Here is a 24,827-nt window from a genome sequence, read left to right on the forward strand (position 1 = left end):
TCGATCCCCTCGGGGAAAGATGGATTGCTTCGTCGCTTGGCTCCTCGCAATGACGGCGGCGTGCGACACCGGCGGAGGTCGACTTCCTCTTGCCGCCTGCTGCCATTTCCAGCCTGCCCTCGACGAAGCCGCCTGAACCGCCTACCTCTTGGGCGTGTCGACGCTCGATCTCTTTTCCGTTCCGCCGTCGGAAACGGCCGATCTCCTGCCGCGCCGGTTTCGCGACTGGTTCGCGTCACGCGGCTGGTCGCCGCGCGAGCACCAGCTCGCGCTGCTGGCGAAGGCCCGTGAAGAGCGGTCCGCGCTGCTGATCGCGCCGACCGGTGCCGGCAAGACGCTGGCGGGATTCTTACCGACGCTGGTTGAGCTGAGCGGGGAGGCGAGTGCAGCGACTCTACAGACAGAAACTCGATCGCCACCTCCCCCCTTGCGGGGGAGGTCGACGTCCTCTGACGCGCAATTGCGCGACGGAGGACGGCGGGAGAGGGGTATGCCGCTTGCTCGGAACGATGCGGCTTACCCCTCTCCCCAGCCCTCCCCCGCAAGGGGGGAGGGAGCCCTACCAGCGAGCGCTGCCGAGCCAAGAAAGACATTCATTTCCACCGGCCGCGGCGTTCGCCGCAGCTCCGGACTGCACACGCTCTACATCTCGCCGCTCAAGGCGCTCGCGGTCGACATCGCGCGCAATCTGGAGACGCCGGTCGCCGAGATGGGGCTGCCGATCCGGATCGAGACCCGCACCGGCGACACGCCGGTGTCGCGGCGGCAGCGCCAGCGGCGCTATCCGCCTGACATTCTGCTGACGACGCCGGAGCAGCTGGCACTGCTGCTGGCCTCCGACGACGCGCCGTTCCTGTTCTCCTCGCTGAAGCGCATCGTGCTCGACGAGCTGCACGCGCTGGTCACCTCCAAGCGCGGCGATCTGCTGTCGCTCGGGCTGGCGCGGCTCTGGACCATCGCGCCGCAGACGCGCGCCATCGGTCTCTCGGCAACGGTGGCCGAGCCGGAACAACTCGCGCGCTTCCTGGTGCCGCAGCAGGGTGGCGAGAACGCATCCGCCGACGTCGTCACCGCCGGCGGCGCGGCGCCGCCGGTGGTCGAGATGCTCGACACGCGCGAGCGGCTGCCATGGTCGGGCCACAGCGCGCGCCATGCGCTGCCCGAGGTCTACGAACTGATCAAGCACAACAAGACCACGCTGGTGTTCGTCAACACCCGCAGCCAGGCCGAGATGCTGTTCCAGGATCTGTGGCGGATGAACGACGACGGGCTCGCGATCGCGCTGCATCACGGCTCGCTCGACGTCGCGCAGCGCCGCAAGGTCGAGGACGCGATGGCCGCGGGCCGGCTGCGCGGCGTGGTCTGCACCTCCTCGCTCGATCTCGGGGTCGACTGGGGCGATGTCGACCTCGTCATCAATATCGGCGCGCCCAAGGGCTCGTCGCGGCTGATGCAGCGGATCGGCCGCGCCAACCACCGCTTCGACGAGGCTTCGCGCGCCGTGCTGGTGCCGGCCAACCGGTTCGAGGTGCTGGAATGCGCGGTCGCGATCGATGCCATCGCGGAGAATGCGCAGGATACGCCGCCACTGCGCATAGGTGCGCTCGACGTGCTGGCCCAGCACGTGCTCGGTTGCGCCTGCGGCAAGCCGTTCCTGTCCGATGAGCTCTATGATGAGGTCAGGACCGCGGCGCCCTATGCGTCGCTGTCACGCACCGATTTCGACGACGTCGTCGACTTCGTCGCGACCGGCGGCTACGCGCTGAAGACCTATGAACGCTTCGCGCGCATCAAGCAGGACAAGCAGGGCCGCTGGCGCGTCACCAATCCCAAGGTGCGGCAGAGCTACCGCCTCAATGTCGGCACCATCGTCGAGGAGACGATGCTGAAGGTGCGGCTGGTGCGCTCGCGCGCCGGCGGTCACGGATCGACTGGCGCGATTGCCCGTGGCGGCCGGATGCTCGGCGAGATCGAGGAGGTCTTCATCGAAGGCCTCGTGCCCGGCGACACTTTTGTCTTTGGCGGCGAGGTGGTGCGCTACGAGGCGCTGGTCGAGGACCAGGTCTATGTCTCCCGCGCCAACGACAAGGACGCCAAGGTGCCGTCCTACATGGGCGGCAAGTTCCCGCTCTCGACCTATCTCGCCGAACGGGTTCGCAAACTGCTCGACAACAGCCGGGCCTGGAAGGCGCTGCCGGACCAGGTCCACGACTGGCTGTCGCTGCAGCGAAAATTCTCCCGGGTGCCGGCGGTGCGCGAGTTGCTGGTCGAAACGTTTCCGCGCGGCGGCAGCCATTATCTGGTCTGCTATCCCTTCGAGGGCCGGCTCGCGCACCAGACGCTCGGCATGCTGCTGACGCGGCGGCTGGAGCGTGCCCGCGCCCGTCCGCTCGGCTTCGTCGCCAACGAATATGCGCTCGCGGTCTGGGGCGTCGGCGATCTCTCCTTCATGATCAGGACCGGCAAGCTCGATCTCAACGCGCTGTTCGATCCCGATATGCTCGGCGACGACCTCGAGGCGTGGCTTGCGGAATCCGCGCTGATGAAGCGCACCTTCCGCAACTGCGCCATCATCTCCGGCCTGATCGCGCGCCGCTTCACCGACGAGGAGAAGTCGCGCCGCCAGGTGCTGTTCTCGACCGATCTGATCTACGACGTGCTGCGCAAGCACCAGGCCGACCATGTGCTGCTGCGTGCCGCGCGCAGCGATGCCGCCACGGGATTGCTCGATCTCCGCCGCCTCAGCGACATGCTTTCGCGCATCCACGGCCGAATCACCCACAAGGATCTCGACCACGTTTCCCCGCTTGCCGTCCCCGCGCTGCTGGAAATCGGCCGCGAGTCAGTTTATGGCGAAGCATCCGACGAGCTTCTGGCCGAGGCGGCCGAGGAACTCGTGCGGGAGGCTACGACGTAACGCTGGGGAACAGGACGTGACGGCAAGCGCGCTAGCTTTGCGAGACGGTGACGACATGCGCGTTTCGAGAGTCGCGGTGGCGGATGTCGGCTTCGTGGCGGATTTCTCCGGCGCACTGTTCTGGGAAGAGCAGAGCCTGCTCGTGGTCTCCGACCTGCATCTGGAAAAAGGATCGAGCTTTGCCAGTCGCGGCGTGCTGCTGCCGCCCTACGACACGGTGGCGACATTGAGCCGGCTCGCCGCCGTGATCGCGCGGCACGATCCGCGGCAGGTGATCGCGCTCGGCGACAGCTTTCATGATCGCGACGCGCATGCGCGCCTGTCGGATCCGGATCGCGAAGCGCTCGCAGCCCTGCAGATACGGCGCAACTGGATCTGGATTGCGGGCAACCACGATCCAGCGCTGCCGTCCAGCCTCGGCGGCGTGGTCGCGACCGAGGTCGCGATCGGCCCCGATCGTGTTCCGCCACGAGCCGACCGGTGCGAGCGGCGAGATCGCCGGCCATCTGCACCCCAAGGCGCGGGTGCCGACCCGCGGCCGCTCGATCGAGCGGCGTTGCTTCGCCAGTGACGGCGAGCGCGCGGTGATGCCGGCGTTCGGTGCCTACACCGGCGGCCTGAGCATCCGCGACGCCGCGTTCGCCCGGATTTTCGGATCGCCCGGGTTCATGGCCCATGTGCTCGGCGACAACCGCGTGCATGCGTTCGCCGCGTCGCGGTGTTATTGACGGTCGCTGAGCAACCGGCGACTTAGGTAACACTTCAACCCGACGACATGGGTAACACAATTCTCGTTTCGTTCAGGTCTGTTGTTGTTGAGGCTGTGGACCCTGAGGGCAACGCGGAGCGTTGTCCTCAAGTCCACAGCCTTTTGTCGTTCGTTTGGGCTTGCGAAGCTGGTCCCCACGATGAGCGATCGTGCCGAGCTCGATCGGGCCATAGCTGACGATCCAACCGTCCTGATCCTCGGCCAGGCCGACGGGTTCGCCGATCAGCGCTTCGCTGATGTAGATCGTGTTGCCGAGCCACTTGATCTCTCCGTTGTGCCGGACCGAGCGGACGTCCTGGTCATCGTATTCCGGCTTGCGCAAGACACCGTCGAAGCGGCGTGAGGAGGCCTGGTAACGGTCGGCTGGCGTAGCGTTATCGAGCGACTGGTGCGGACGCTCCTCATTGTAGAGATGCTGGAAGTTGCGGAGGCGCTTGAGCTGCTCGCGCATGGTGGGAGCCGGCGGATTGGCGGTGTCCTGCAACAGCGTCAGATGCATCCGCTCATGGCGGCCATTCTGCTGAGGTTTGCCCGGCGCAATGCGCTCCGGCGTCACGCCGGCCTTGATCAGGTTGACCGACAGCCGCGACAACCCACCGGCACCACGCGAGGCAAACGGCGAGCCGTTATCCGAACGCATGTAGTGCGGCAACCCAAACTCGCGGAACGCCGCATCGAGCACCGGCCAGACATGATCCGTGTCGGTGCGCGCCAGAGCCTGGCAGCGCAGCAGATAGCGGCTGTACGCGTCGGTGATCGTCAGCGGCTCGCATCGCTTGCCGTCGCCGGTCAGGAACCAGCCCTTGAAGTCGATGCACCACACATCATTGGCCGCCGCGCACGTCGCAAACGGCATGTTCGAGGGCGGCCCGCGCCGGCGCAGCTTGCGCTTCACCGTCAGTCCTTCGCGGTCGAACAGTTCCCCGATCGTGCTCGCCGCAGGCCATGCCGTCCGCGGTGACTTCCGTTCAAGAAAGGCGCGCACCTTGATCGGCCCCCAGGTCGGATGCGCCCGACGCACCTCAAGGCAACGCTCGGCGATCCCCTCGGCTATGCTCTGCGGATGATGCAGCCGAGCCCGCGACCGGTTGAACAGCCCACCGGCGCCTTCCTGCTCAAAACGCGTAAGCCATTTGTACCCCACACGGCGGCTCACCCCGAACCGCCGGCACACCGCCGCAAATGATTCCTCGTGCTTCTCCACCGCCACCACAAATCGCATCCGTTCTTCCACTGCACAGGTCTCCGTCCATCCCATCGGCAAGGCCCTCCTCGCCGATCAGTTGACCTGTTACCCATGTCGCCGGTCTATTCTGTTACCCATGTAGCCGGTTAGGACCAGATACCACCCTCCCCTGGAGGGGGAGGGTCGACTCACATTGAGCGCAGCGAAATGTGAGTCGGGGTGGGGTGATCTCTCATCGCGGGCACTGTTCGATTGGATGCACCTTCACCCCACCTCGGTTCGCATTTCATGCGAACCGATCCTCCCCCTCCAGGGGAGGATGTAGGCGCGAACGTCACGCCGCCTTCGCCTGCACGCTCTCGCAATACTCCGCGAGCCGATCCGCCAGCCGCAAGGTCGCAGGGCTGGCCTCGGGCGCGGCGACGAGGGCGACCTCGGTCCGCTCGATCGGCGCGAAGCCGTCTTTCGCCGTCAGCACGCGATGCTCGGCCTGGATCGACATTTCCGACAGAATGCTGAGCCCGAGGCCGGCGGCGACCGCGGCCTGGATGCCGGCGAGGCTGGAGGAGGTGTAGGCCATGTGCCAGTTGCGGCCGGCGCTCTCCAGCGCATGGATGGCGCGGGCGCGGTAGAGACAGCCCGAGGCGAAACCGATCAGCGGCACCGAGCCGATCTTCGTGTCGCGCGGATGGCTCTTGCTGGTGACCCAGTGCACGCGTTCCGGCCACACCGCGATGCCGCCCTTCTCGTCGGCGGAACGCTTGATCAGCGCGAGGTCGAGATCGCCGCGCTCCAGATCGCGGTACAGGAACAGGCTCTGGCCGGAGCGGACGTCGAGCCGCAGATTCGGGTGGCTACGCGCGAAGGTCGCGAGCAATTTCGTCAGCCGGTAGGCGGCGAAATCCTCGGTGATGCCGATCCGGATCGCGCCTTCGCTGCCAGGCCGCGAGAGCACGTCGCGGGCCTCTTCGGCGAGCGACAACAGACGTCGCGCATAGGTCAGAAGCCGCTCGCCGGCTTCCGTCGGGGTGACGTCCTTGCCGCTGCGGATCAACAGCGGCTGGCCGACATCCTCCTCCAGGCGCTTGATCTGCTGGCTCACCGTCGATTGCGTGCGGTGGACGCGCTCGCCGGCGCGGGTGAAGCCGCCGGCATCGACCACCGAGACGAAACTGCGCAACAGCTCCAGATCGAGCATCGCAGCCTCCATTCATAAATCAACTGGATGTCAGTCTATCATTTAATTTCCAAATATCAAGGTGCGGGCCTAGATCATGGGCGAAGGAGAAATTGCATGTCCGCCGCATCTTCAATCGCCGCCCCTCGCGCCCGCTTCAACACCCTGCCGCTGCTGATCGCGCTGTTCTGCCTGCTCTGGAGCTACGCTTTCGTCGCCGGCAAGATCGGCGTCACCGACTGTCCGCCGCTGATCCTGCTCGCCGCGCGATTCTCGCTCGCCGGAATCCTGATTCTCGGGATCTCCTGGCTGCGCAGCGACAAATGGGACCTCAGCTGGCGCGATGTGGCGGTGTTCGCGGTGCTCGGCGTCGCCAACAACGCGCTCTATCTCGGCCTCGGCTATACCGGCCTGAAGACGGTCTCCGCCGGGCTCGGCGCGCTGATCGTCTCGGCCAATCCGGTCTTCACCGCCATGCTGGCGGCAATGTTCCTCGGCGAGAGCATGACCCTGCGCAAGGTGACCGGTCTCATGCTCGGCATCGTCGGCGTCGCCTTCATCGTTTGGCATCGCATGTCGGTCGGATCAGACAGCCCGCACGGCATCCTGTTCACGCTGGCCTCGCTCGCCTCGATCGTCGCCGGCACCGTCCTGTTCAAGCTGCTGGCGCCGAAGGGCAGCCTGTGGATCGGCAACGGCGTCCAGAACATCGCCGGCGGCCTTGCGGTGATGCCGTTCGCCTTCACGCTGTCCAGCGTCAGCGACATCGTGCCGAGCATGCGGCTCGCCGGCGCCTTCGCCTTCCTCGTGCTCGGCGGCTCGATCCTCGCCTACCTGCTCTGGTTTCATCTCCTGAAGGTGTGTGGCGCGACCGCCGCAAGCGCCTATCACTTCCTGATGCCGCCGCTCGGCATGCTGTTCGCCTATCTGGTGCTCGGCGAGCATGTCGAATTTCGTGATCTGCTCGGGATCATTCCGGTCGCACTCGGCATTTACCTGGTGACCCGCCCCGCGGTTGCCGCGCCCAAGAGGAGTGTGACGTGAGCATCACCATCACCCTGATCGGCGGCCCAACCGCCCTGATCGAGATCGACGGGTTCCGCCTGCTCACCGATCCGACCTTCGATGCCCCCGGCGACTATCAATTGCCGCACGTGAAACTGGAGAAACTGACGGGCCCCGCGCTCGGCGCGCGCGAGGTCGGTGAGGTCGACGCCGTGCTGCTGAGCCACGACCAGCATTCCGACAACCTCGACCATACGGGGCGGAATTTTCTGAAGCGAGCGAAGCGCGTGCTGACGACGGAGGCCGGCGCCAAGCGACTCGGCGGCCATGCCGAGGGTTTTGCGCCGTGGGCTTCGACCGTGCTGAAGAAAGCCGACCGCTCGCTGACCATCACCGCGACGCCGGCGCGGCACGGACCGGCCGGGATCGAGCCGTTGTCCGGCGACGTGATCGGCTTCGTGGTCGAGCCGCCGAAACCAGGCCGACCGGTCTATATCAGCGGCGACACCACCTGGTTCGATGGTGTCGCCGAGGTCGCGCGGCGCTTCGACTGCGGCGTGGTGCTGCCGTTCGCCGGCGCGGCGCAGACTCGCGGCCCGTTCCATCTCACCATGGACACCAACGACACGATCGAGACCGCACGCGCCTTTGCCGGCGCCGTGATCGTGCCGGTCCACACCGACGGCTGGGCGCATTTCCGGCAAAGCGCGAGCGACCTGCGGGCGAGCTTCGATACGCTCGGCTTCGGCCGCCGCCTGCGCATCCTCGAGCCCGGCATCGCCACCGTCATCGAGGCCTAGGTTTCATCGCAGGAACCTTGGCGGTATCCGGCCCGTTGTCAGACGGCTGGAACCGGACATGACGCGGCAAGGGAAAATCTCGCATCACGATAGGTATGACGATGCGCCGGCGGCGAAGCCCCGGCGCCAGTCGTTCAGCGTCAGCCGCGTCCTGAAGACGCTTGGTCCCGGCCTGATCACCGGAGCCTCCGACGACGATCCATCGGGCATCGGCACCTACAGCCAGGCCGGCGCGCAACTCGGCTACGGCATCGGCTGGACCATGCTGCTGACCTTCCCGCTGATGACCGCGATCCAGGAGATTTCCGCGCGGGTCGGCCGCGTCACCGGGCATGGCATCGCGGGCAATGTATGCAGGCACTATCCAGGCTGGCTGCTCGCCGCTGTGGTGACGCTGCTGTCTATCGCCAATACCGTCAACATCGCCGCCGACCTGTCGGCGATGGCGGATGCGACAAGGCTCCTGATCGGCGGTCCGGCGATCCTCTATGTCGTGCTGTTCGGCGTGACCTCGGTGGCAGCACAGATCTTCATGAACTACCGGCGCTATGTCGCCGTGCTGAAATGGCTGACGCTCAGCCTGTTCGCCTATGTCGCCGCGCTCGCCTTCGCCAAGGTGTCGTGGACCCAGGCGCTGGCCGGCGTGCTGCTGCCGCGCATCAACTGGAGCGCGGACTATTTCACGACCATCGTCGCGATCCTCGGCACCACGATCTCGCCCTATCTGTTTTTCTGGCAGGCCTCGCAAGAGGCCGAGGAGCAGCGGGCCGATGTCACCAAGCATCCGCTGATCGAGCGGCATTACGGCGCCCGGCGCGAATTCTCGCGCATCCGCGCCGACACCATCACAGGCATGGCGTTCTCCAATTTGATCGCGCTGTCGATCATCATCACCGCTGCCGCGTCGCTGCATGCTGCCGGCAAGACCGACATCCAGACCTCGGCGCAGGCCGCCGAGGCGCTGCGCCCGATCGCCGGCCCCTTTGCAGAGGTGATCTTCGCGCTCGGCATCGTCGGTACCGGCCTGCTGGCGATCCCGGTGCTCGCGGGCGCGACCGCCTACGCCGTCAGCGAAGGCCGGCGATGGCCGGTCGGACTGACGCGCAGGCCGAAGGAGGCGATCGCGTTCTACTCGGTGCTGGCGCTGTCGGGCGGCATCGGCATCGCGCTCAACTTCACCCCGATCGATCCGATCGCGGCGCTGTACTGGAGCGCAGTCGTCAACGGCGTGCTCGCCGTGCCCGTGATGGTGCTGCTGATGGTCATGGCCCGTCGCAGGGATGTGATGGACCGCTTCGTGATCGGCGGCTGGTTGTACTGGCTCGGCTGGCTCTCCACGGCTGCGATGACGCTCAGCGTGATCGCGATGGGGATCGGTTTTCTGCTCTAATCCTCGCTGAACAGCGAGCTGTCGATCTTGGTGGTCGATTTGACTTTCCGCAGGATGATGGTCGTGCGGTAGCTCGCGATGTCGCTGTCCGGATGCGTCAGGCGATCAAGGATGAACGATTGATAGCGTGCGAGATCGGAGGACACGACGCGCAGGGAATAGTCCCAGTCGCCGGCGATCATGCAGCATTCGACGACCTCGGGAAGCGCGGTCACCTTCTTCTCGAAGCGCGCGAAGGATTCCCGGTTCTGTTGCTTGAGGCGGACCTCGACGATCACGTCGAACCCGAGGCCGACCCGCGCTGGGTCCACCAGTGCCACATAGGAATTGATGACGCCGTCCTCTTCGAGCGTTCGGACGCGTCGCATACAGGGGGCGGACGAGAGGCCGATCCGTTCGGCCAACTCGAGATTGGTGATGCGCCCCTCGACCTGGAGCACGTCGAGGATCTTCCGGTCGATCTCGTCGATCACGGTTGTGGTTCCCATTTCTTTCGCAATTTCGGTCTTATGCGCAATTGATCGCAGAAGAGGGGCTGAAATGCATCTCAAATCGCAATGTCATTGCGGCGGTGCGCGCATAAGATGCGCTGAAAGGATCTATCGCGGCGACTGGGTAGCAAGGAGCGGGCATGGCTGGAAACGACGAGAAGGCCTTTTGGGATCGCGCGCGCCGTCATCTCATCCGGTATGGGGGGACGTTCGCTCCCGTCATCATCGAGCGCGCCTCCGGATCCTTCGTCTATGACGCCGACGGCCGCGCCATCCTGGATTTCACCTCCGGGCAGATGAGCGCCGTGCTTGGTCACGGCCACCCCGAGATCGTCCGGACCATCAGCGAGCACGCCGAGCGGCTCGACCATCTGTTCAGCGGCATGCTGACGCGCCCGGTGGTCGCGCTGGCCGAGAAGCTCGCGGAACTGCTGCCGCCGGGGCTCGATCGGGTCATGCTGCTGAGCACGGGCGGCGAGTCGAACGAGGCTGCGATCAAGATGGCCAAGCTCGCTACCGGCGGCTTCGAGACCGTCGCGTTCGCGCAGTCCTGGCACGGCATGACATCAGGCGCGGCAGCGACGACCTATTCGGCCGGACGCAGGGGTTATGGTCCTGCGCCGGTCGGCTCGCTCGCGATCCCGACGCCGAACCTCTATCGCCCCCGCTTCGGCCATGCGGCCGACTGGCGGGCAGAGCTGGCCTATGCCTTCGATCTCGTCGATCGCCAATCGACCGGTTCGCTCGCCTGCATGATCGCCGAGCCGATCCTGAGCTCGGGCGGACTGATCGATCTGCCGGAGGGCTACCTCGCTGCGCTGAAGGAGCTGTGCCGCGCGCGCGGCATGCTCTTGATCGTCGATGAGGCACAGACCGGCCTCGGCAGAACCGGCGCCATGTTTGCGTTCGAGCGCGATGGCGCCGTGCCTGACATCCTGACGCTGTCGAAGACGCTCGGCGCCGGCCTGCCTTTGGCCGCGGTCATCACGTCAGCCGAGATCGAGGAGCGGTGTCACGAACGCGGCTTCCTGTTCTACACGACACATGTGTCGGACCCGATGCCGGCCGCGGTCGGGCTGAACGTGATCGAGATCATCCTGCGCGACAGATTGGTCGAGCGTGCCAGGACCGCGGGCGCGCGGCTGCGGGACGGGCTGCTTGCACTTCAGAACCGGTTCGAATGCATCGGTGACGTGCGCGGCCGGGGGCTGATGCAGGGCATCGAGATCGTGCGCGACCGTTTCAGCAAGGAGCCCGACGAAGCGCTCGGAACGCGCGTGTCGCAGCGCTGCCTGGAGCTCGGACTGAGCACCAACATCGTGCAGCTGCCCGGGATGGGCAGTGTGTTCCGCATCGCGCCGCCGCTGACGATCAGCGACGACGAGATCGATCTCGGCCTCTCGATCCTGAGCGACGCGCTTGAAAGCACGTTGCACGGAAAGGGTGGCTAGTCCTTCCGGAACACGATCGAGGCCATCCAGCCGGTCATCAGCGCCATGAATGCGGTGACGAGGCCGTAGACCAGGCCGTTCTGCCGCGCGGTAGTGGCGACGAACTGCTCGAAGCCGACCTTGACGATCTCGAAGGCGGTCTCGGTCTTGGTCACCAGCGCGCCTTCGGAAAACAGCTTGATCTCGACGTTGTAGGTGCCGATCGGCACCTCGGCCGGCAGCGGAATGCCGGTGCGGAACAGGGTCGGGGTCAGGAACGTCACCGCCGAGGTCGCCTCGCGATAGAGCCCGTGTTCGGAGCGCAGCCGCACGAAGGCGCTGCGGAACGGATCGTTCGGCACCACGTCGGCAAAGTCGGGTCCGACCCGCTGCATCAGCAGCACGTTGTTGAGCCCAAGCTGCTGCCGCCGCTGCACCTCGGGCGAGGCGATCTGATCGAACGGGCGATTGGCGAACAGCGCGAGATAGCCCGGCACCTGCAGGAACTGGCGCGAGTCGGTGTTGATCCAGATCCCGAACTTGCGCTCCTTGCGCCGCGTCACCATGTCGGCGCGCGGGCCGGACACCGTGACGACGAGATCGTAATTGCCGCGGCTCGACGGCGTCTTGTCGTCCTTCTCCACCGAGCCGAACAGCACGAGCTCGCCGCCGGAATAGTTCGGCGTCACTGTGACGCGGTGGTTGGAGACCGACACGATCAGCCGTTCGGCGCGGGCGGGCACGGCCGCAAGGCTTGCGGCGACGAGGCCCAGGATCGCAAGCGGCGCGCGCAGCCTCATGGCGGAGCTCCGCCGGTTTCGCGGATGCTGTAGAGGTCCTGCGGCCGGATCACCAGCTCGACGGCGAAGCGGATGCCGACTGCGAGCACCAGCAGACCGAGCAAGAGGCGCAGATGCTCGCCGCGGATCTTCTGGCCGGCGCGGGCGCCGAACTGCGCGCCGGTGACGCCGCCGATCATCAGGATCAGCGCTAGCACCGCGTCGACCAAGTGATTGGTCGCTGCGTGCAGCAAGGTGGCGAACACCATGGTGACGAGGGTGAGCACCATCGAGGTGCCGATCACGGTCGAGGTCGGCACCCGCAGCACATAGATCATCAGCGGCACCAGGATGAAGCCGCCGCCGATCCCCATCACCGCGCCGATGAAGCCGATCACGAGCCCGACCACGACCACCGGGATGACGGAGAGGTAGATCTTGGAGCGCTTGAAGCGCAGCTTCAGCGGCAGGCCGTGGATCCAGCCATGGCTGCCGGGCTTGCGCAGGGTGACCGGGCCGCCGCGGCGGGACCGCAGCATCGCGCGCAGGCCTTCCCAGAACATCAGCCCGCCGACCGTCGTCAGCAGGATGACGTAGGACAGCGCGATCATCAGGTCGAGCTGGCCGAGCGAGCGCAGGAAGGTGAAGGTCCACACCCCGAGCGTGGTGCCGAGCGTGCCGCCGACCAGCAGCACCGCCGCCAGCAGCGGGTCGATCGCGCGTCTGCGCCAATAGGAGATCGCGCCGGAAAACGAGGAGGCCGCAATATGGCTCGCGACCGAAGCCACCGCGACCGCAGGCGCGATGCCGACGAAGATCAAGAGCGGCGTCATCAGGAAGCCGCCGCCGATGCCGAACATGCCGGAGACGAATCCAACCGCCGCGCCCATCGCCAGGATGAGGAAGACATTGACCGGAATGTCGGCGATCGGGAGGTAGAGCTGCACGCGCGTCGCTTCTTGTCGGTTCGCCGCATGCTGGGGCGCAAGGCCGCATCACGGGGTGATGTCGTTCTGGTCGGGCATTCTCCGGCTGAACGAATCCGGTCGGCGCGCAAGAAGCAGGCGAACGCGGGTCGATTGCCGCGTTCTTGCATAACCGAATTCGGCGGAAGGAGGGACTAAAGAATCCGCCCCGGGTGGCATTTTTCGCCGCAGGCTGCCGCTCTGTTGCGCACGTGGTTGATAATTCAGATGAATGGCGCCGGTGCGTCGCCTCAGGGGACCGGCTTGGTGATCAGGTTCAGCGCGAGCGCTTCCTTCTGGCTCAACCATCGGATGTCCGAGGTCTGCGACATCGCCTCGACGATGGCAGACGAGACGCCCATCTTGGTCATGTAGCCGAGCACCATGCCCTGGATGCGCTGGGCCTCGGCGAGGGGATCGCTGACCGGTGCGCTGGTCGTGAAGCGATGCACGCCGAGCCGGGAGCCCGCGATGCCATAGCGGGTCTGGCCGCCGGCATAGACCAGGACGCAGGCGCTGGCGCAGGCCGCGGGGCGGAGCTTGCCCGATGCGTCAGCGGTGGCCACCGCCGTGACGAGCCCGTGGGTGCGGATGACCTCGCCCATGATGGCAGCCTGGTTCAGCGCGCCGCCCGCTGACGACAGCAGCACGGCATCGCCAGGTGCGAGACGCGCCTCGCTGAGCCGGTCGCGGAACCAGCTCGCGCTGGCCGAGCCGATCTTGCCGCTGATCGCAAGCGCACGCCTTCCGTGGCCCGACCCGTCGATGTCGACGTCGGGTATCACCGCCGACGTCATGCTCGCCGCGATATAGGTCTCGCGCCAGAAATCCCAGGCGCCCGGTCGCGACAGGTCGCGGTAGGCCTGAATGGCGACGCTCGACAACAGCAGCACGAAGATGATGACGGACCAGAGCGAGAACCGGAAGGTGCGGGGCGGCGATGCGACGTTCGCTCGCCCTTGCGGGGGATGAGTCGGAGCGGAACGCGGAGCCTCGGGGCGCGCGGCAAACGGAGATGGTGCCTGGCGCGGCGGCACGACGCGGGGACCGGTCGGCGACGAACGGTGGCCCGTTCCATCCTCCTGACGATCATCGACAGACAAGCCTGACCCTCCGGAACGCGCGCCGTTGGCGCGGGACTGCGCGCCTGTCTACACGGCGGAAGGCGGGAGGTACAGAAGCGCGGCGCCGTCAAGGCGCCGCAGCCGGTTTCAGAAGAGTGACCTTAGTGTGCGGCCAGCGCTGCGGTCCGCTTCGACGGTTGCTTGACCCCCTTCGCCGCCGCGGGTTGCGCGGGAGCGCTGTCCCAACCGCCGGCCGGGGCCGGCACATTGACCGCATCGCTCGGCTGCGGTTCGGGGGTGAAGGTCTGGATCGCAAGCTTCGCCGCGGCCAGCGACTGCGGGTCGAGCCGCTTGGCAATGTCGTCGCGCTTGTGGCCGGCGTCGACGTCGCCCTGCGCGGCCGCGAGGCTGAACCATTTGAAGGACTCGGCGAGGTTCTGTTCGACCCCGATGCCGCGGGCATAGAGGATGCCGAGATTGACCTGGCTGTCGGCAACGCCGCGATCGGCGGCCTTGCGGAACCACTGCGCGGCGCTCTTGTAGTCGGCGCCCTTGCCGCCGCCATCGGCGTCGAGCACGGCGAGGTTATGCATCGCCTTGGCGTTGCCGCGCTCCGCAGCCTGCATGTAATAGCGCCGCGCCATATCGGAGTCGCGCTTCACGCTGAGGCCCTTCTCGTAGAAGGTGCCGAGCCGGAACATCGCGGGCACCACGCCGGCCTGCGCTGCGCGGCCATACCATTTGGCGGCCTCGTCGACATTGGCGGGCACGCCCTTGCCCTCGGCAAAGCGGACGCCGACCTCGTAGGCCGCAGCCGCATCGCCCTTGATCGCGGCGGTGCGCAGCGCCGGACCGCCGATCGCGTCGGGCAGCTTCTCGCCCGTCGGGATCTGGATCGTGGCAAGCTTGCCGCCGAGCGGGGGCGCAGTCGGAATCGTGCCGGTGACGTCGTTGGCCGCGGCCGGTGGCATGGCTGGCGCGGGCTCAGGCGCCGCGGCAGGTGCTGGCGCGATCGCTTGAGGGATCGTCACCTGCGCGCTGTCGAGCGTGTTCGGCGCCGCCGTGTTGTTGGACTGGCGGCCGAGCGGGGTCGGCGAGGTCATCGACGGGCCGGGCACTGACGACCCGGGCACGCCGGAAGGCGCGGCCGGTGCAGGGGCGGGCGTGACAGAATTCTCGGCAGGCGGCTGCACCGCCGGCTCGCTGTGCTCGATCGCCGGCGCCTGCGGTGCGGAGCTGGTGTCGAGCAGGTTCATCGCCATCTTGGCGGTCGAGAGCAGGATCACGACCACGCTCGCGCCGACCAGCAGCGAGCGGATCTTGGAGGTGATGGTCGAAGGCTGTGCCTCCGGCGCGGCGGCCGCGCCGGCCTTGGCGGCGGCGGCTTTCGCGGCCTTGTCGGCCTTCTCCTTGGCCTTGGCAGCGGCCTTGCTCGCTGCACGCGCCGCCTTGTCGTTGACGGGCTGTGCTGCGGCGGCCTGCGCGGCGCGGCGCGCCGCGGCGATGAAGCTCGACGTCGAGACCGGCTCTTTCTTGCCTGCGGGAAGATCGCTGATCGCACGTTCGGAATCCGCGATCCGCTCCGACGGCGACGAGACGCGGCCCGATGGGCGCGTACCCGGCTCGAGCGGATGATCCGGCGGCAGTTCCGGCGCGATCGCGGCGCGCGCGGACGCCGCATGCGGCTCGAGGATCTCGCTGATCGCGCGCGGCGGCAGCGGCGGCGGTGCGGTCTCGACCGGCTGCGCGGCGTGGAATTCGCGCGGCGCGGACATGAAGTGCTCCTGCGCCAGCGCAGGATTGGGCAATTCGAGCCGGTACGATTCCGGTTTGGGCTGCGCGATCGGCTGCGGCATCGCCGCGCGCGGCATTTCCATCCGGGGTGCGTCCGTCCGCGGTTCGGCCGCCGCGGGAGCCGGCGGCGGCGCGGTGCGCACGGAGCGCAGATCGTTCTCGATCATCGCCAGCCGATCGACGACATGGCCGAGCGTGTTGTGAACGGTCTCCAGCGAATCCTGGGTGCGGCGATCGGTCTCCGACTGGCTGAAGCGGATGTCGGACAGCTCGCGCTTCACCATGTCGACGATGCCGCTGTCCATCATCGGCTGCGGCGCGGCGCTGCTGACGGTGTTGCGGGCGGCGTCAGCGAGCGAGGCGAGATGAGCGTGCTGCGCCTCGAGGTGCCGCATGATGTCATGCAGCCCTTCCTCGACCCGGCCGAGATTGCCGGAGCGCTGGTCGGCGGCCTCCAGGCGCTCGAGCAGATAGGAGACGCGCTGCTCGAGATGGGTGAATGCGGACGAGCTGTCGTTGCCGACCTGAAGACGGTCGATCCGCTCCGAGAGGGTTCGCACCGCGTTTTCGATGGCGTCGGTATTGTCGTGGCCGGCCGGCCGCTCGCGGCTCTCCAGCGTCGAGGCCAGCGCGGCGATGCGCTGCTCGATCCCGGCGAAAGCGTCGCCGTAGGATTCACCGCGCGACATCTGCGACAACTGGTCGACTTTCGCGGCCAGCGCGTGCACGTCCCCGGAGAGCTGCAGCAGCGCGTCGTTGGAGGCGACGTTGGAGACGATGGCGCGCAGCGCCGCGATCGCGCTCTCGAGCTGATGCACCGTCGACGGGTCGTCGTTGGCGCGCAGGATCATGTCAAGCTTGGCGCCGAGATTGCGGATCGCCTCGTCGTAGCCGGTGAGCTGCTCGGCGGGCGTGAGCGTGCGCAACGCCTCGCGGATTTCCGACAGCGCGCGCTCGATGCCGGCAATTGCCTGGCCCTGGCCGTTGCTGCCCTCATGGCGGATCTCGTCGATCCGGTGATGCAGCGAGCGGATTTCGTTCTCGATCGATTCGATCGCCCGCCGCGGCATTGCCTCGGTGATAGCCTGGCGGATTTCCGCAAGCTCGCCGCGGAAGGATGCGATCGACTGCTCGATATGGTCGGGCCGCTGCAGCGCCTCGATCTGGCTCGTGATCTTGAGCAAATGCCGCTCGAGCGAGGAGAAGTCTGGCCCGGCCGCTGCCGCGGGCGGCGGCGCATAGGCCATCGGCGGCGCCGATGGCTGCATCGGAGGCGCGCTGCGCGGCGGCATCTGCCGGGGCGCGGGGCCATCGAGCTCGTTCTGGCGTGCAGCGATTTCCGCGATCGCGGAATCGAACGACGCCGGGCTCAGCGGCGGCGAGGGACGGTAGACCTGGGCTGCGGCGCGCTCGACCGCCTCCGCCTGGCGCAGCCTCTCCTCGAGTTGCCGGTCTTGCATCTGCGGCTCGCGCTGCATCTGCGCTTCACGCATCATCGGCTGGGGCTGCGGCTCGCGCGCCGCCTGCGGCCGCGAGATCTGCGACAGCCGCGCGTCGAGGCGCGAGATCGCGTCGTTCAATTGCCGTGCGACGGCGGGCTGGCCGCGCGGCACCTCGGCGCGCACGGCTTCGGCGCGCGTCAACGGCTTTGCAATCTGTTCGATCTGGCGGGTGATCGCGTCGAGCCGCTGATGGATGTCGGCGACCTCTCGGCTTTCCCGGCTCGGCATCGGCTGCCGCTGCTCCATGCGCCAATCCGGCGGGCTCGGTTCGCCGACGGTGGAGTTGAGCCAGTCGTTCAGCGACATGCCGGCGCGGCGTGCAGCCGCCTCGGCCCTTTCGCGGACGGAGGGATCGATGCCGTCAACACTCCACGATACGCGCGAATTCATGATTCCGTCCGGTCCCGACTCCGGCGCTACACCCTGCGCCCACAGCCTCCCCGCGCATTCCCGTTAAGAGACAATCGAATTCTGCGCTGGGCGTCTGCTTCAGCTGCTGACTTTTTCCCGTCACGGTAAATAACGGGTTAAGGAATGCGGCCCGCGGGCCTTAAAGTTAGGGAATCCGGGAACTCGTTGCGCCGGATCGGTACAACAATGCGAACTCCCCTTCCCCCTGAAAGGGGGATGGTCGGGATGGGGTCTGCCACGGACGCGCTGCTCGTGGAGAGACATGATCCCCACCCGCTTTGCTCTGCGAGCAAGGCGACCTCCCCTTTTCAAGGGGAGGTTTCCGAATTTGTTTCTAGCCGTTGCTCTCGCGCTTGCCGTCGTCGAGCGGCAGCACATTGCCGCGGCCGGACATCGCCGACAGCGCGTCGAGCGCTTCCTCGCACCACTCGATCACCACGCGCTCATGGCGCATCCCGAGCCGCAGGCTGAGCATCTTGCCGACATCGGCCGCCGGGGCTTCGCCGTCGGGAAAGCGCTTGTTGAGCAGGCGCTCGTAGCGCTCATAGCGATCGCGGTGATGCTCGAGCCGCGCCATCAGGTCGGTGCGCAGCGGCTCGATGTCGACGCAGTCGAGCGCATAGAGCCGGACCAGCAGATCGTCCTTGATCGACGGCGGCACGCTCGGCCGCGCCGCCCAATGCTTCAGCGCCGCGCGGCCCTCGGCGGTCAGGGTGTAGACCAGCTTGTTGGGCTTGCCTGACTGCACCACCTCGCGGCCCTGGACATGGCCCTTGTCGCGCAGCCGCGAGAGCTCGCGGTAGATCTGCTGATGGTCGGCCTTCCAGAAGAAGCCGATCGAGGCGTCGAACGTCTTGGCGAGCTCATAGCCCGTCATCGGACGTTCCGTGAGGCAGGCGAGGATTGCGTCACCGAGTGCCAACGCCCACCTCCATTCCAGTTCCCAAAAAGGCCATTCTGAAGTCCGCTTGACTTTATGCGTTATTGTGCATATGCGTCAATATGCATATGGTGATCGGCGCGCCGCCTTGTCGCGCGCGGCCGATGTTCAGGCTTCTTAACCCCGCCGCAGGAGACGTCCGAATGAGCAAGCCGGGCCTCGACAAGTGGTACGCCTACATGAAGTCCCACGACACCGCCGCACTGTGGGATCTGCTGCATCCCGACGCGGTGTTCGAAAGCCCGGTCGTGCACACGCCGCAGCGCGGCCGCGACATCACCTTCAAATATCTCACCAGCGCCGCCAAGGTGCTCGGCGGCCCGACCTTCAAATATCTCGGCGAGTGGCAGAGCGACACCGGCGCGGTGCTCGAATTCGAGAACGAGATCGACGGCATCAAGCTCAACGGCGTCGACATCATCACCTTCGACGGTGACGGCCGGATCACGCATTTCAAGGTGATGGTGCGTCCGCTCAAGGCGATCAACCTGCTGCATCGGATGATGGGCGAGGAGTTGATGAAGCAGAGCGGCGCAACGTCGCAATCACAGTCTCGCTAGGACCTGCCGCGGACCCTCCGAACCGGATAAGGTCCGCTTCGACAAACCCAAGGATACGCTGCGCAGCATAGGTCGCACATGCGACCACGAGCCAGCCGGGAGATCAGCATGCCAACCTACAAAGCCCCCGTCGAAGACGTCAGCTTCCTGTTGAATGACGTTTTCCAGATCGATCGTTACGGCAATCTTCCCGGCTTCACCGATGCATCGGCCGATGTGCGCGAGGCGATCCTCGGCGAGGCCGCCAAGCTCAGCGAGGAAGTGCTGCAGCCGCTCAATCGCACCGGCGATCTCGAAGGCTGCAAGCGCAATGACGACGGCAGCGTCACCACGCCGAAGGGTTTCAAGGACGCGTTCAAGCAGGTCGCCGAGGGCGGCTGGCTCGGTCTGTCGGCGCCGACGGAGTTTGGCGGCCAGGGCCTGCCGGTGACGCTGTCGCAGGCGGTCAACGAATTCCAGATCTCCGCCAACATGGCGTTCTCGATGTATGGCGGCCTCACGATGGGCGCGACCGCGGCGCTGCTGGTGCACGGCACCCCCGAGCAGAAGAAGACCTACGTGCCGAAGATGGTCGCCGGCGAGTGGACCGGCACCATGAACCTGACCGAGCCGCATTGCGGCACCGATCTCGGCCTGCTCCGCACCAAGGCGGTGCGCCAGGCCGACGGCAGCTTCAAGATCACGGGCACCAAGATATTCATCTCGGCCGGCGAGCACGACCTCACTGAGAACATCATCCATCTGGTGCTGGCGCGCATCGAAGGCGCACCGGCCGGCATCAAGGGCGTCTCGCTGTTCGTGGTGCCGAAGGTGCTGGTCAATGCCGACGGCTCGCTCGGCCAGCGCAACGGCGTCACCTGCGGTTCGATCGAGCACAAGATGGGCATCCACGGCAATTCCACCTGTGTGATGAACTACGACAACGCCACCGGCTGGCTGATCGGCGAAGAGAACAAGGGTATGCAGGGCATGTTCGTGATGATGAACGAGGCTCGCCTCGGCGTCGCCGTGCAGGGCCTCGCGCAGTCCGAGGTCGCCTATCAGAACGCGGTCGCCTATGCCCGCGAGCGCCTGCAGGGCCGTTCGCTGACCGGCGTCAAGGAGCCGGAGAAGGCGGCCGATCCGATCATCGTGCATCCCGACGTGCGCCGCACGCTGCTCACCATCCGCGCCTTCAACGAGGCGGCTCGCGCCATGGTGGTGTGGACCGCGCTGAAGAGCGACGTCGCGCACCGCTCCGACGATCCGAAGGACCGCCAGGCCGCGGACGATCACATGGGCCTGATGACGCCGGTGCTGAAGGGCGTGCTCACCGACACCGGCTTCGCCAACACGGTCTCGGCGCAGCAGATGTTCGGCGGCCACGGCTACATCGCCGAGCACGGCATGGAGCAGTTCGTGCGCGATGCGCGTATCGCGATGATCTATGAGGGTGCCAACGGCATCCAGGCGCTCGACCTGGTCGGCCGCAAGCTGCCGCGCGACGGCGGCCGCGCCGCGATGGCGTTCTTCGGCGAGGTCGCGGCCTTCGCCAAGGAGCACGGCACTGAGGAGGCGATGAGGCCGTTCGTCACCCCGCTCTCCACCGCGCTCGGCCATCTGCAGCAGGCGACCGGCTGGCTGATGCAGAATGCGCTGACCAAGCCCGACAATGCCGGCGCCGCCGCGACCGACTACATGAAATTGTTCGGCCTGGTTGCGCTCGGCTACATGTGGGCGAAGATGGCCAAGGTGGCGCAGGACAAGGCCGCCGCGGGCGCCACGCCCTACCTCAACACCAAGCTCGTCACCGGCCGCTTCTTCATGGAGAAGCTGCTGCCGGAGACTGCCGTGCATCTGGCCCGGATCCAGAGCGGCAGCGCGACGACGATGGAACTGGCCGCGGAAGCGTTCTGAGGCATTTTCGAGCGAAGTGGATACCGGTTCGCGTGAAGAAAATGCGTCAAACGAGAAAGCCCTGAAAAATTGCCGCCGCACCGCTGCGGCGGCGCTTCCTTCCGTATATATTATGATCCTCATATCAAGGAGGGCGTCATGCCTGAGGCATACATCTACGATCACGTTCGTACCCCGCGCGGCCGCGGCAAGGCCGACGGCGCGCTGCACGAGGTCACCGCGCTGGCGCTCGCCACGGTGCCGCTGAAGGCGCTCAAGGAGCGCAACAATCTGCCCGAGGATTTGGTCGACGACGTCGTGCTCGGCGTGGTCGATCCGGTCGGCGAGGCCGGTTCCGACATCGCCCGCTTCGCCGCGCTGAATGCCGGCCTCGGCGAGAAGGTGCCGGGCGTGCAGATCAGCCGCTTCTGCGCCTCCGGCCTCGACGCCGTGAACTTCGCCGCGGCCCAGATCATGAGCGGCCAGCATGAGCTCGTGATCGGCGGCGGCGCGGAATCGATGAGCCGCGTCGGCATCGGCGCCTCCGGCGGCGCCTGGCCGATGGATCCCTCGATGGCGGTGCCGGCCTATTTCATGCCGCAGGGCATCTCGGCCGACCTGATCGCGACCAAATACGGCTTTTCGCGCGATGATGTCGACGCCTACGCCGTGCAGAGCCAGCAGCGCGCGGCTAAGGCCTGGGACGAGGGCCGCTTCAACAAGTCGGTGGTGCCGGTCAAGGACGTCAACGGCCTGACCATCCTCGCCAAGGACGAGCACATGCGTCCGACCACGACGATGCAGTCGCTGGCGCAGTTGCAGCCGTCATTCGCGGCGATGGCTGCGATGGCCGGCTTCGATGCGGTGGCCGTGCAGTCGCATCCCGAGGTCGAGAAGGTCAATTACGTGCATCATGCCGGCAACTCCTCCGGCATCGTCGATGGCGCGGGCGCCGTGCTGCTTGGCAGCAAGGAAGCGGGTGCGAAGCACGGGCTGAAGCCGCGTGCAAAAATCCGCGCCTTCGCCAATATCGGCTCGGAGCCCGCGATGATGCTGACCGGCCCGGTCGACGTCACCGAAAAGCTGTTCGAGCGCTCCGGCATGAAGAAATCGGACATCGACCTGTTCGAGCTCAACGAGGCGTTCGCCTCGGTGGTGCTGCGCTACATCCAGGCGTTCGACATCGACAATGCCAAGATCAACGTCAACGGCGGCGCGATCGCGCTCGGCCATCCGCTCGGCGCCACCGGCGCGATGATCCTCGGCACCGTGCTCGACGAGCTCGAGCGCACCAACAAGGAGACGGCGCTGGTGACGCTGTGCATCGGCGGCGGCATGGGCACCGCCACCATCATCGAGCGCGTCTGAGGCGAGGGAGCGAGCAACATGGCTTACAAGAATTTCAAGTTCGACGTCGACGCCGACGGCATTGCGCTCGTTACCTGGGATATCCCGGGCCGCTCGATGAACGTGTTCGACGAGGTCTCCACCCAGGAGATCGGCGAGATCATCAAGCAGACGACCGGCGATCCCGCGATCAAGGGCGTCGTGATCACCTCGGCCAAGGAAGCGTTCTGCGCCGGCGCCGACCTCTCGATGCTCGAGGGCATGAACCGCGCTTACGCGCAGCTCTTCAAGGAGAAGGGCGAGGAAGCCGCGAACCAGATGCTGTTCGAGCAGAGCCGCCAGATGTCGCTGTCGTTCCGCGCGATCGAGACCTCCGGCAAGCCGTGGGTCGCCGCGATCAACGGCCTTGCGCTCGGCGGCGGCTTCGAAATCACTCTGGCCTGCCACTACCGCGTCGCGGCCGAGAACCCGAAGACCCGGCTCGGCCTGCCCGAGATCAAGGTCGGCCTGTTCCCCGGCGCCGGGGGCACCCAGCGCGTGCCGCGCCTGGTGTCGCCGCAGGACGCGATGCAATTGCTGCTCAAGGGCGAGGCGGTCAATCTGACCCGCGCCAAGGCGCTCAATCTGATTCACGCCGTGGTGCCCGCGTCCGATCTGATCAAGTCAGCGAAGGACTGGATCAAGGGCGGCGGCAAGGCGGTCGCGCCGTGGGACGAGAAGAGCTTCAGGCTGCCCGGCGGCCCCGTCTTCTCCAAGATGGGCATGCAGATGTTCCCGGCCGGCAACGCGATCTATCGCCGCGAGACCTACGACAATTACCCGGCCGCGCGCGCCATCATGAGCTGCGTCTATGAAGGCCTGCAGTTGCCGATCGACGCCGCGCTGCGCGTCGAGTCGCGTTACTTCACCAAGGTGCTGCGCTCGAAGGAAGCGGCGGCGATGATCCGCTCGCTGTTCCTGTCGATGCAGGAGCTGAACAAGGGCGCGCGCCGCCCGGCCAATGTGCCGCCGACCAAGGTCAAGAAGCTCGCCGTGATCGGCGCTGGCTTCATGGGCGCCAGCGTCGGCTACGTCTCGGCGCAGGCCGGCATCGACGTCGTGCTGGTCGATCGCGACCAGGAAAGCGCCGACAAGGGCAAGGGCCACGCCAAGACCGTGGTCGACGGCCTGATCGCCAAGGGACGCATGAAGCAGGAGGCCGCCGACGCCATCCTGGCGCGGATCTCGGCAACATCAGACTACAGCGTGATCGCGGATTGCGACCTCGTCATCGAGGCCGTGTTCGAGGACCGCAAGGTCAAGGCGGATACCTATGCGAAGGCGCAGCCGATCTTGAAGCCGGGTGCAATCTTCGCCTCCAACACCTCGACTTTGCCGATCAATTCGCTGGCCGAGGAGTTCAAGGACCAGGGCAAGTTCATCGGCATCCACTTCTTCTCGCCGGTTGAGAAGATGATGCTGGTCGAGATCATCCTCGGCAAGAACACCGGCGATGTCGCGCTCGCGACCGCGCTCGACTATGTCCGCGCGATCGGCAAGACGCCGATCGTGGTGAACGATTCCCGCGGCTTCTTCGCCAACCGCTGCGTGATGCGCTACATCTCCGAGGGCAACGAGATGCTGCTCGAAGGCGTGCCGCCGGCGATGATCGAGAACACCGCCAAGATGGCGGGCATGCCGGTCGGGCCGTTGTCGCTGCAGGATGAGGTCGCGCTCGATCTCGGGCTGAAGATCACCAAGGCGACCGAGGCCGATCTTGGTCCCAACGCGATCGACCAGGCGCAGAAGAAGCTGATGGTCGAGATGGTCGAGAAGCAGGGCCGCTACGGCCGCAAGAACGGCAAGGGCTTCTACGACTATCCCGAGAAGGGCAAGGGTCAGAAGAGCTTGTGGCCGGGGCTCGCCAGCCTGCAGCCGAAGCAGCTCGATCCCGACACGCTCAGCGTCGAGGAACTGAAGCAGCGCTTCCTGGTGGTGCAGGCGGTGGAAGCCGCGCGCACCGTCGAGGACCACGTCATCACCGACGTGCGCGAGGCTGATGTCGGCTCGATCCTCGGCTTCGGTTTCGCGCCGTTCACCGGCGGTGCGCTGTCCTATATCGACTTCATGGGCACGAAGAAGTTCGTCGAGCTCTGCCACGCCTTCGAAAAGAAGTATGGCTCGCGCTTCACGCCGCCGAAATTGCTCGAGGAGATGGCGGCCAAGGGCGAAACCTTCTACGGCCGCTTCCCGCCGAAGAAGCAGGCGGCGTAGCCGGCGGAGTAGTCTCCGGCCGCGTCATTGCGAGGAGTGAAGCGACGAAGCAATCCTGCCTCAGCAGGCTGAGGACTGGATTGCTTCGCTCCGCTCGCAATGACGAAACCAAATGGCTCGGTCATCGATCCGACTTGTTCCCGTTGCGTGACGGTCACGCCGGTCAAAGTCC

The 24,827-nt window shown here is 66.4% G+C and carries 16 protein-coding genes and 2 pseudogenes; 10 read left to right on the plus strand and 8 right to left on the minus strand.

The features are described 5' to 3' along the window. The first annotated feature begins 154 nt into the window (after window positions 1-154). Window positions 155-2,917 carry a ligase-associated DNA damage response DEXH box helicase gene (locus ACVILL_RS16390; protein ID WP_456734277.1) on the plus strand — a complete coding sequence of 921 codons (2,763 nt, stop codon included), beginning with the start codon at window positions 155-157 and terminating at the stop codon, window positions 2,915-2,917. 55 nt (window positions 2,918-2,972) lie between these two features. Beyond that, window positions 2,973-3,645: pseudogene (gene pdeM / locus ACVILL_RS16395) on the plus strand (ligase-associated DNA damage response endonuclease PdeM). A gap of 186 nt (window positions 3,646-3,831) precedes the next feature. On the opposite strand, the pseudogene ACVILL_RS16400 reads toward pdeM, so the two are convergent. Both ACVILL_RS16400 and ACVILL_RS16405 read right to left on the minus strand, forming a co-directional pair. Continuing rightward, a pseudogene (locus ACVILL_RS16400) lies at window positions 3,832-4,944 on the minus strand (integrase core domain-containing protein); the annotation flags it as partial. A gap of 262 nt (window positions 4,945-5,206) precedes the next feature. Beyond that, window positions 5,207-6,070, minus strand: coding sequence for a LysR family transcriptional regulator (locus tag ACVILL_RS16405; protein WP_456729999.1), 864 nt, complete (start codon window positions 6,068-6,070; stop codon window positions 5,207-5,209). A gap of 96 nt (window positions 6,071-6,166) precedes the next feature. Here ACVILL_RS16405 and ACVILL_RS16410 point away from each other — a divergent pair, with 96 nt between their 5' ends. Genes ACVILL_RS16410 through ACVILL_RS16420 form a run of 3 tightly spaced genes read left to right on the plus strand, consistent with a single transcriptional unit; the run spans window position 6,167 to window position 9,244 of the window. Continuing rightward, window positions 6,167-7,093: a DMT family transporter gene (locus ACVILL_RS16410; protein ID WP_456730000.1), complete on the plus strand. Its 927-nt coding sequence runs from the start codon at window positions 6,167-6,169 to the stop codon at window positions 7,091-7,093. After that, window positions 7,090-7,854, plus strand: coding sequence for an MBL fold metallo-hydrolase (locus tag ACVILL_RS16415; RefSeq protein ID WP_456730001.1), 765 nt, complete (start codon window positions 7,090-7,092; stop codon window positions 7,852-7,854). Before ACVILL_RS16410 ends, ACVILL_RS16415 begins: the two co-directional genes overlap by 4 nt. 58 nt (window positions 7,855-7,912) lie before the next feature. Next, the gene (locus tag ACVILL_RS16420; RefSeq protein WP_456730002.1) at window positions 7,913-9,244 is read left to right on the plus strand and encodes an NRAMP family divalent metal transporter; all 1,332 of its coding nucleotides are present in this window, start codon (window positions 7,913-7,915) and stop codon (window positions 9,242-9,244) included. Here the strand turns inward: ACVILL_RS16420 and ACVILL_RS16425 are convergent. Beyond that, window positions 9,241-9,732 (minus strand): Lrp/AsnC family transcriptional regulator, encoded by a 492-nt coding sequence (locus ACVILL_RS16425; RefSeq protein WP_456730003.1) that lies wholly within the window; start codon window positions 9,730-9,732, stop codon window positions 9,241-9,243. The genes ACVILL_RS16420 and ACVILL_RS16425 overlap by 4 nt on opposite strands. A gap of 143 nt (window positions 9,733-9,875) precedes the next feature. On the opposite strand from ACVILL_RS16425, the gene ACVILL_RS16430 reads away from it, so the two are divergent. Continuing rightward, window positions 9,876-11,186, plus strand: a complete 1,311-nt coding sequence (locus ACVILL_RS16430) for an aspartate aminotransferase family protein (protein WP_456730004.1) — start codon at window positions 9,876-9,878, stop codon at window positions 11,184-11,186. Here ACVILL_RS16430 and ACVILL_RS16435 read toward each other — a convergent pair. The 5 genes from ACVILL_RS16435 to ACVILL_RS16455 form a co-directional block, all read right to left on the minus strand. After that, a complete protein-coding gene (locus ACVILL_RS16435; RefSeq protein WP_456730005.1) occupies window positions 11,183-11,965 on the minus strand; it encodes a TIGR02186 family protein in 783 nt (260 codons plus the stop codon). The genes ACVILL_RS16430 and ACVILL_RS16435 overlap by 4 nt on opposite strands. Next, entirely contained in the window at window positions 11,962-12,891 is a 930-nt protein-coding gene (locus ACVILL_RS16440) for a sulfite exporter TauE/SafE family protein (RefSeq protein ID WP_456730006.1), read from the minus strand. The genes ACVILL_RS16435 and ACVILL_RS16440 overlap by 4 nt, the downstream gene beginning before the upstream one ends. 269 nt (window positions 12,892-13,160) lie before the next feature. Further along, window positions 13,161-14,012 carry a hypothetical protein gene (locus ACVILL_RS16445; RefSeq protein WP_456730007.1) on the minus strand — a complete coding sequence of 284 codons (852 nt, stop codon included), beginning with the start codon at window positions 14,010-14,012 and terminating at the stop codon, window positions 13,161-13,163. 122 nt (window positions 14,013-14,134) lie between these two features. Next, window positions 14,135-17,659, minus strand: coding sequence for a hypothetical protein (locus ACVILL_RS16450; protein WP_456730008.1), 3,525 nt, complete (start codon window positions 17,657-17,659; stop codon window positions 14,135-14,137). Between the two features lie 355 nt (window positions 17,660-18,014). Next, window positions 18,015-18,602 carry a PadR family transcriptional regulator gene (locus ACVILL_RS16455; protein WP_456730009.1) on the minus strand — a complete coding sequence of 196 codons (588 nt, stop codon included), beginning with the start codon at window positions 18,600-18,602 and terminating at the stop codon, window positions 18,015-18,017. Between the two features lie 161 nt (window positions 18,603-18,763). Between ACVILL_RS16455 and ACVILL_RS16460 the strand changes: the two genes are divergently transcribed. The 4 genes from ACVILL_RS16460 (at window position 18,764) to ACVILL_RS16475 (ending at window position 24,655) form a co-directional block, all read left to right on the plus strand. Further along, window positions 18,764-19,180 carry a nuclear transport factor 2 family protein gene (locus ACVILL_RS16460; RefSeq protein ID WP_050406310.1) on the plus strand — a complete coding sequence of 139 codons (417 nt, stop codon included), beginning with the start codon at window positions 18,764-18,766 and terminating at the stop codon, window positions 19,178-19,180. Window positions 19,181-19,288: 108 nt separating this feature from the next. After that, entirely contained in the window at window positions 19,289-21,076 is a 1,788-nt protein-coding gene (locus tag ACVILL_RS16465; RefSeq protein WP_456730010.1) for an acyl-CoA dehydrogenase C-terminal domain-containing protein, read from the plus strand. Window positions 21,077-21,214: 138 nt separating this feature from the next. Further along, window positions 21,215-22,423, plus strand: coding sequence for an acetyl-CoA C-acetyltransferase (locus ACVILL_RS16470; protein WP_456730011.1), 1,209 nt, complete (start codon window positions 21,215-21,217; stop codon window positions 22,421-22,423). An 18-nt stretch (window positions 22,424-22,441) separates the two neighbouring features. Then, window positions 22,442-24,655 carry a 3-hydroxyacyl-CoA dehydrogenase NAD-binding domain-containing protein gene (locus ACVILL_RS16475; RefSeq protein WP_456730012.1) on the plus strand — a complete coding sequence of 738 codons (2,214 nt, stop codon included), beginning with the start codon at window positions 22,442-22,444 and terminating at the stop codon, window positions 24,653-24,655. Window positions 24,656-24,827: the final 172 nt, after the last annotated feature.

This window comes from Bradyrhizobium sp. USDA 3364 (genome assembly GCF_054056355.1).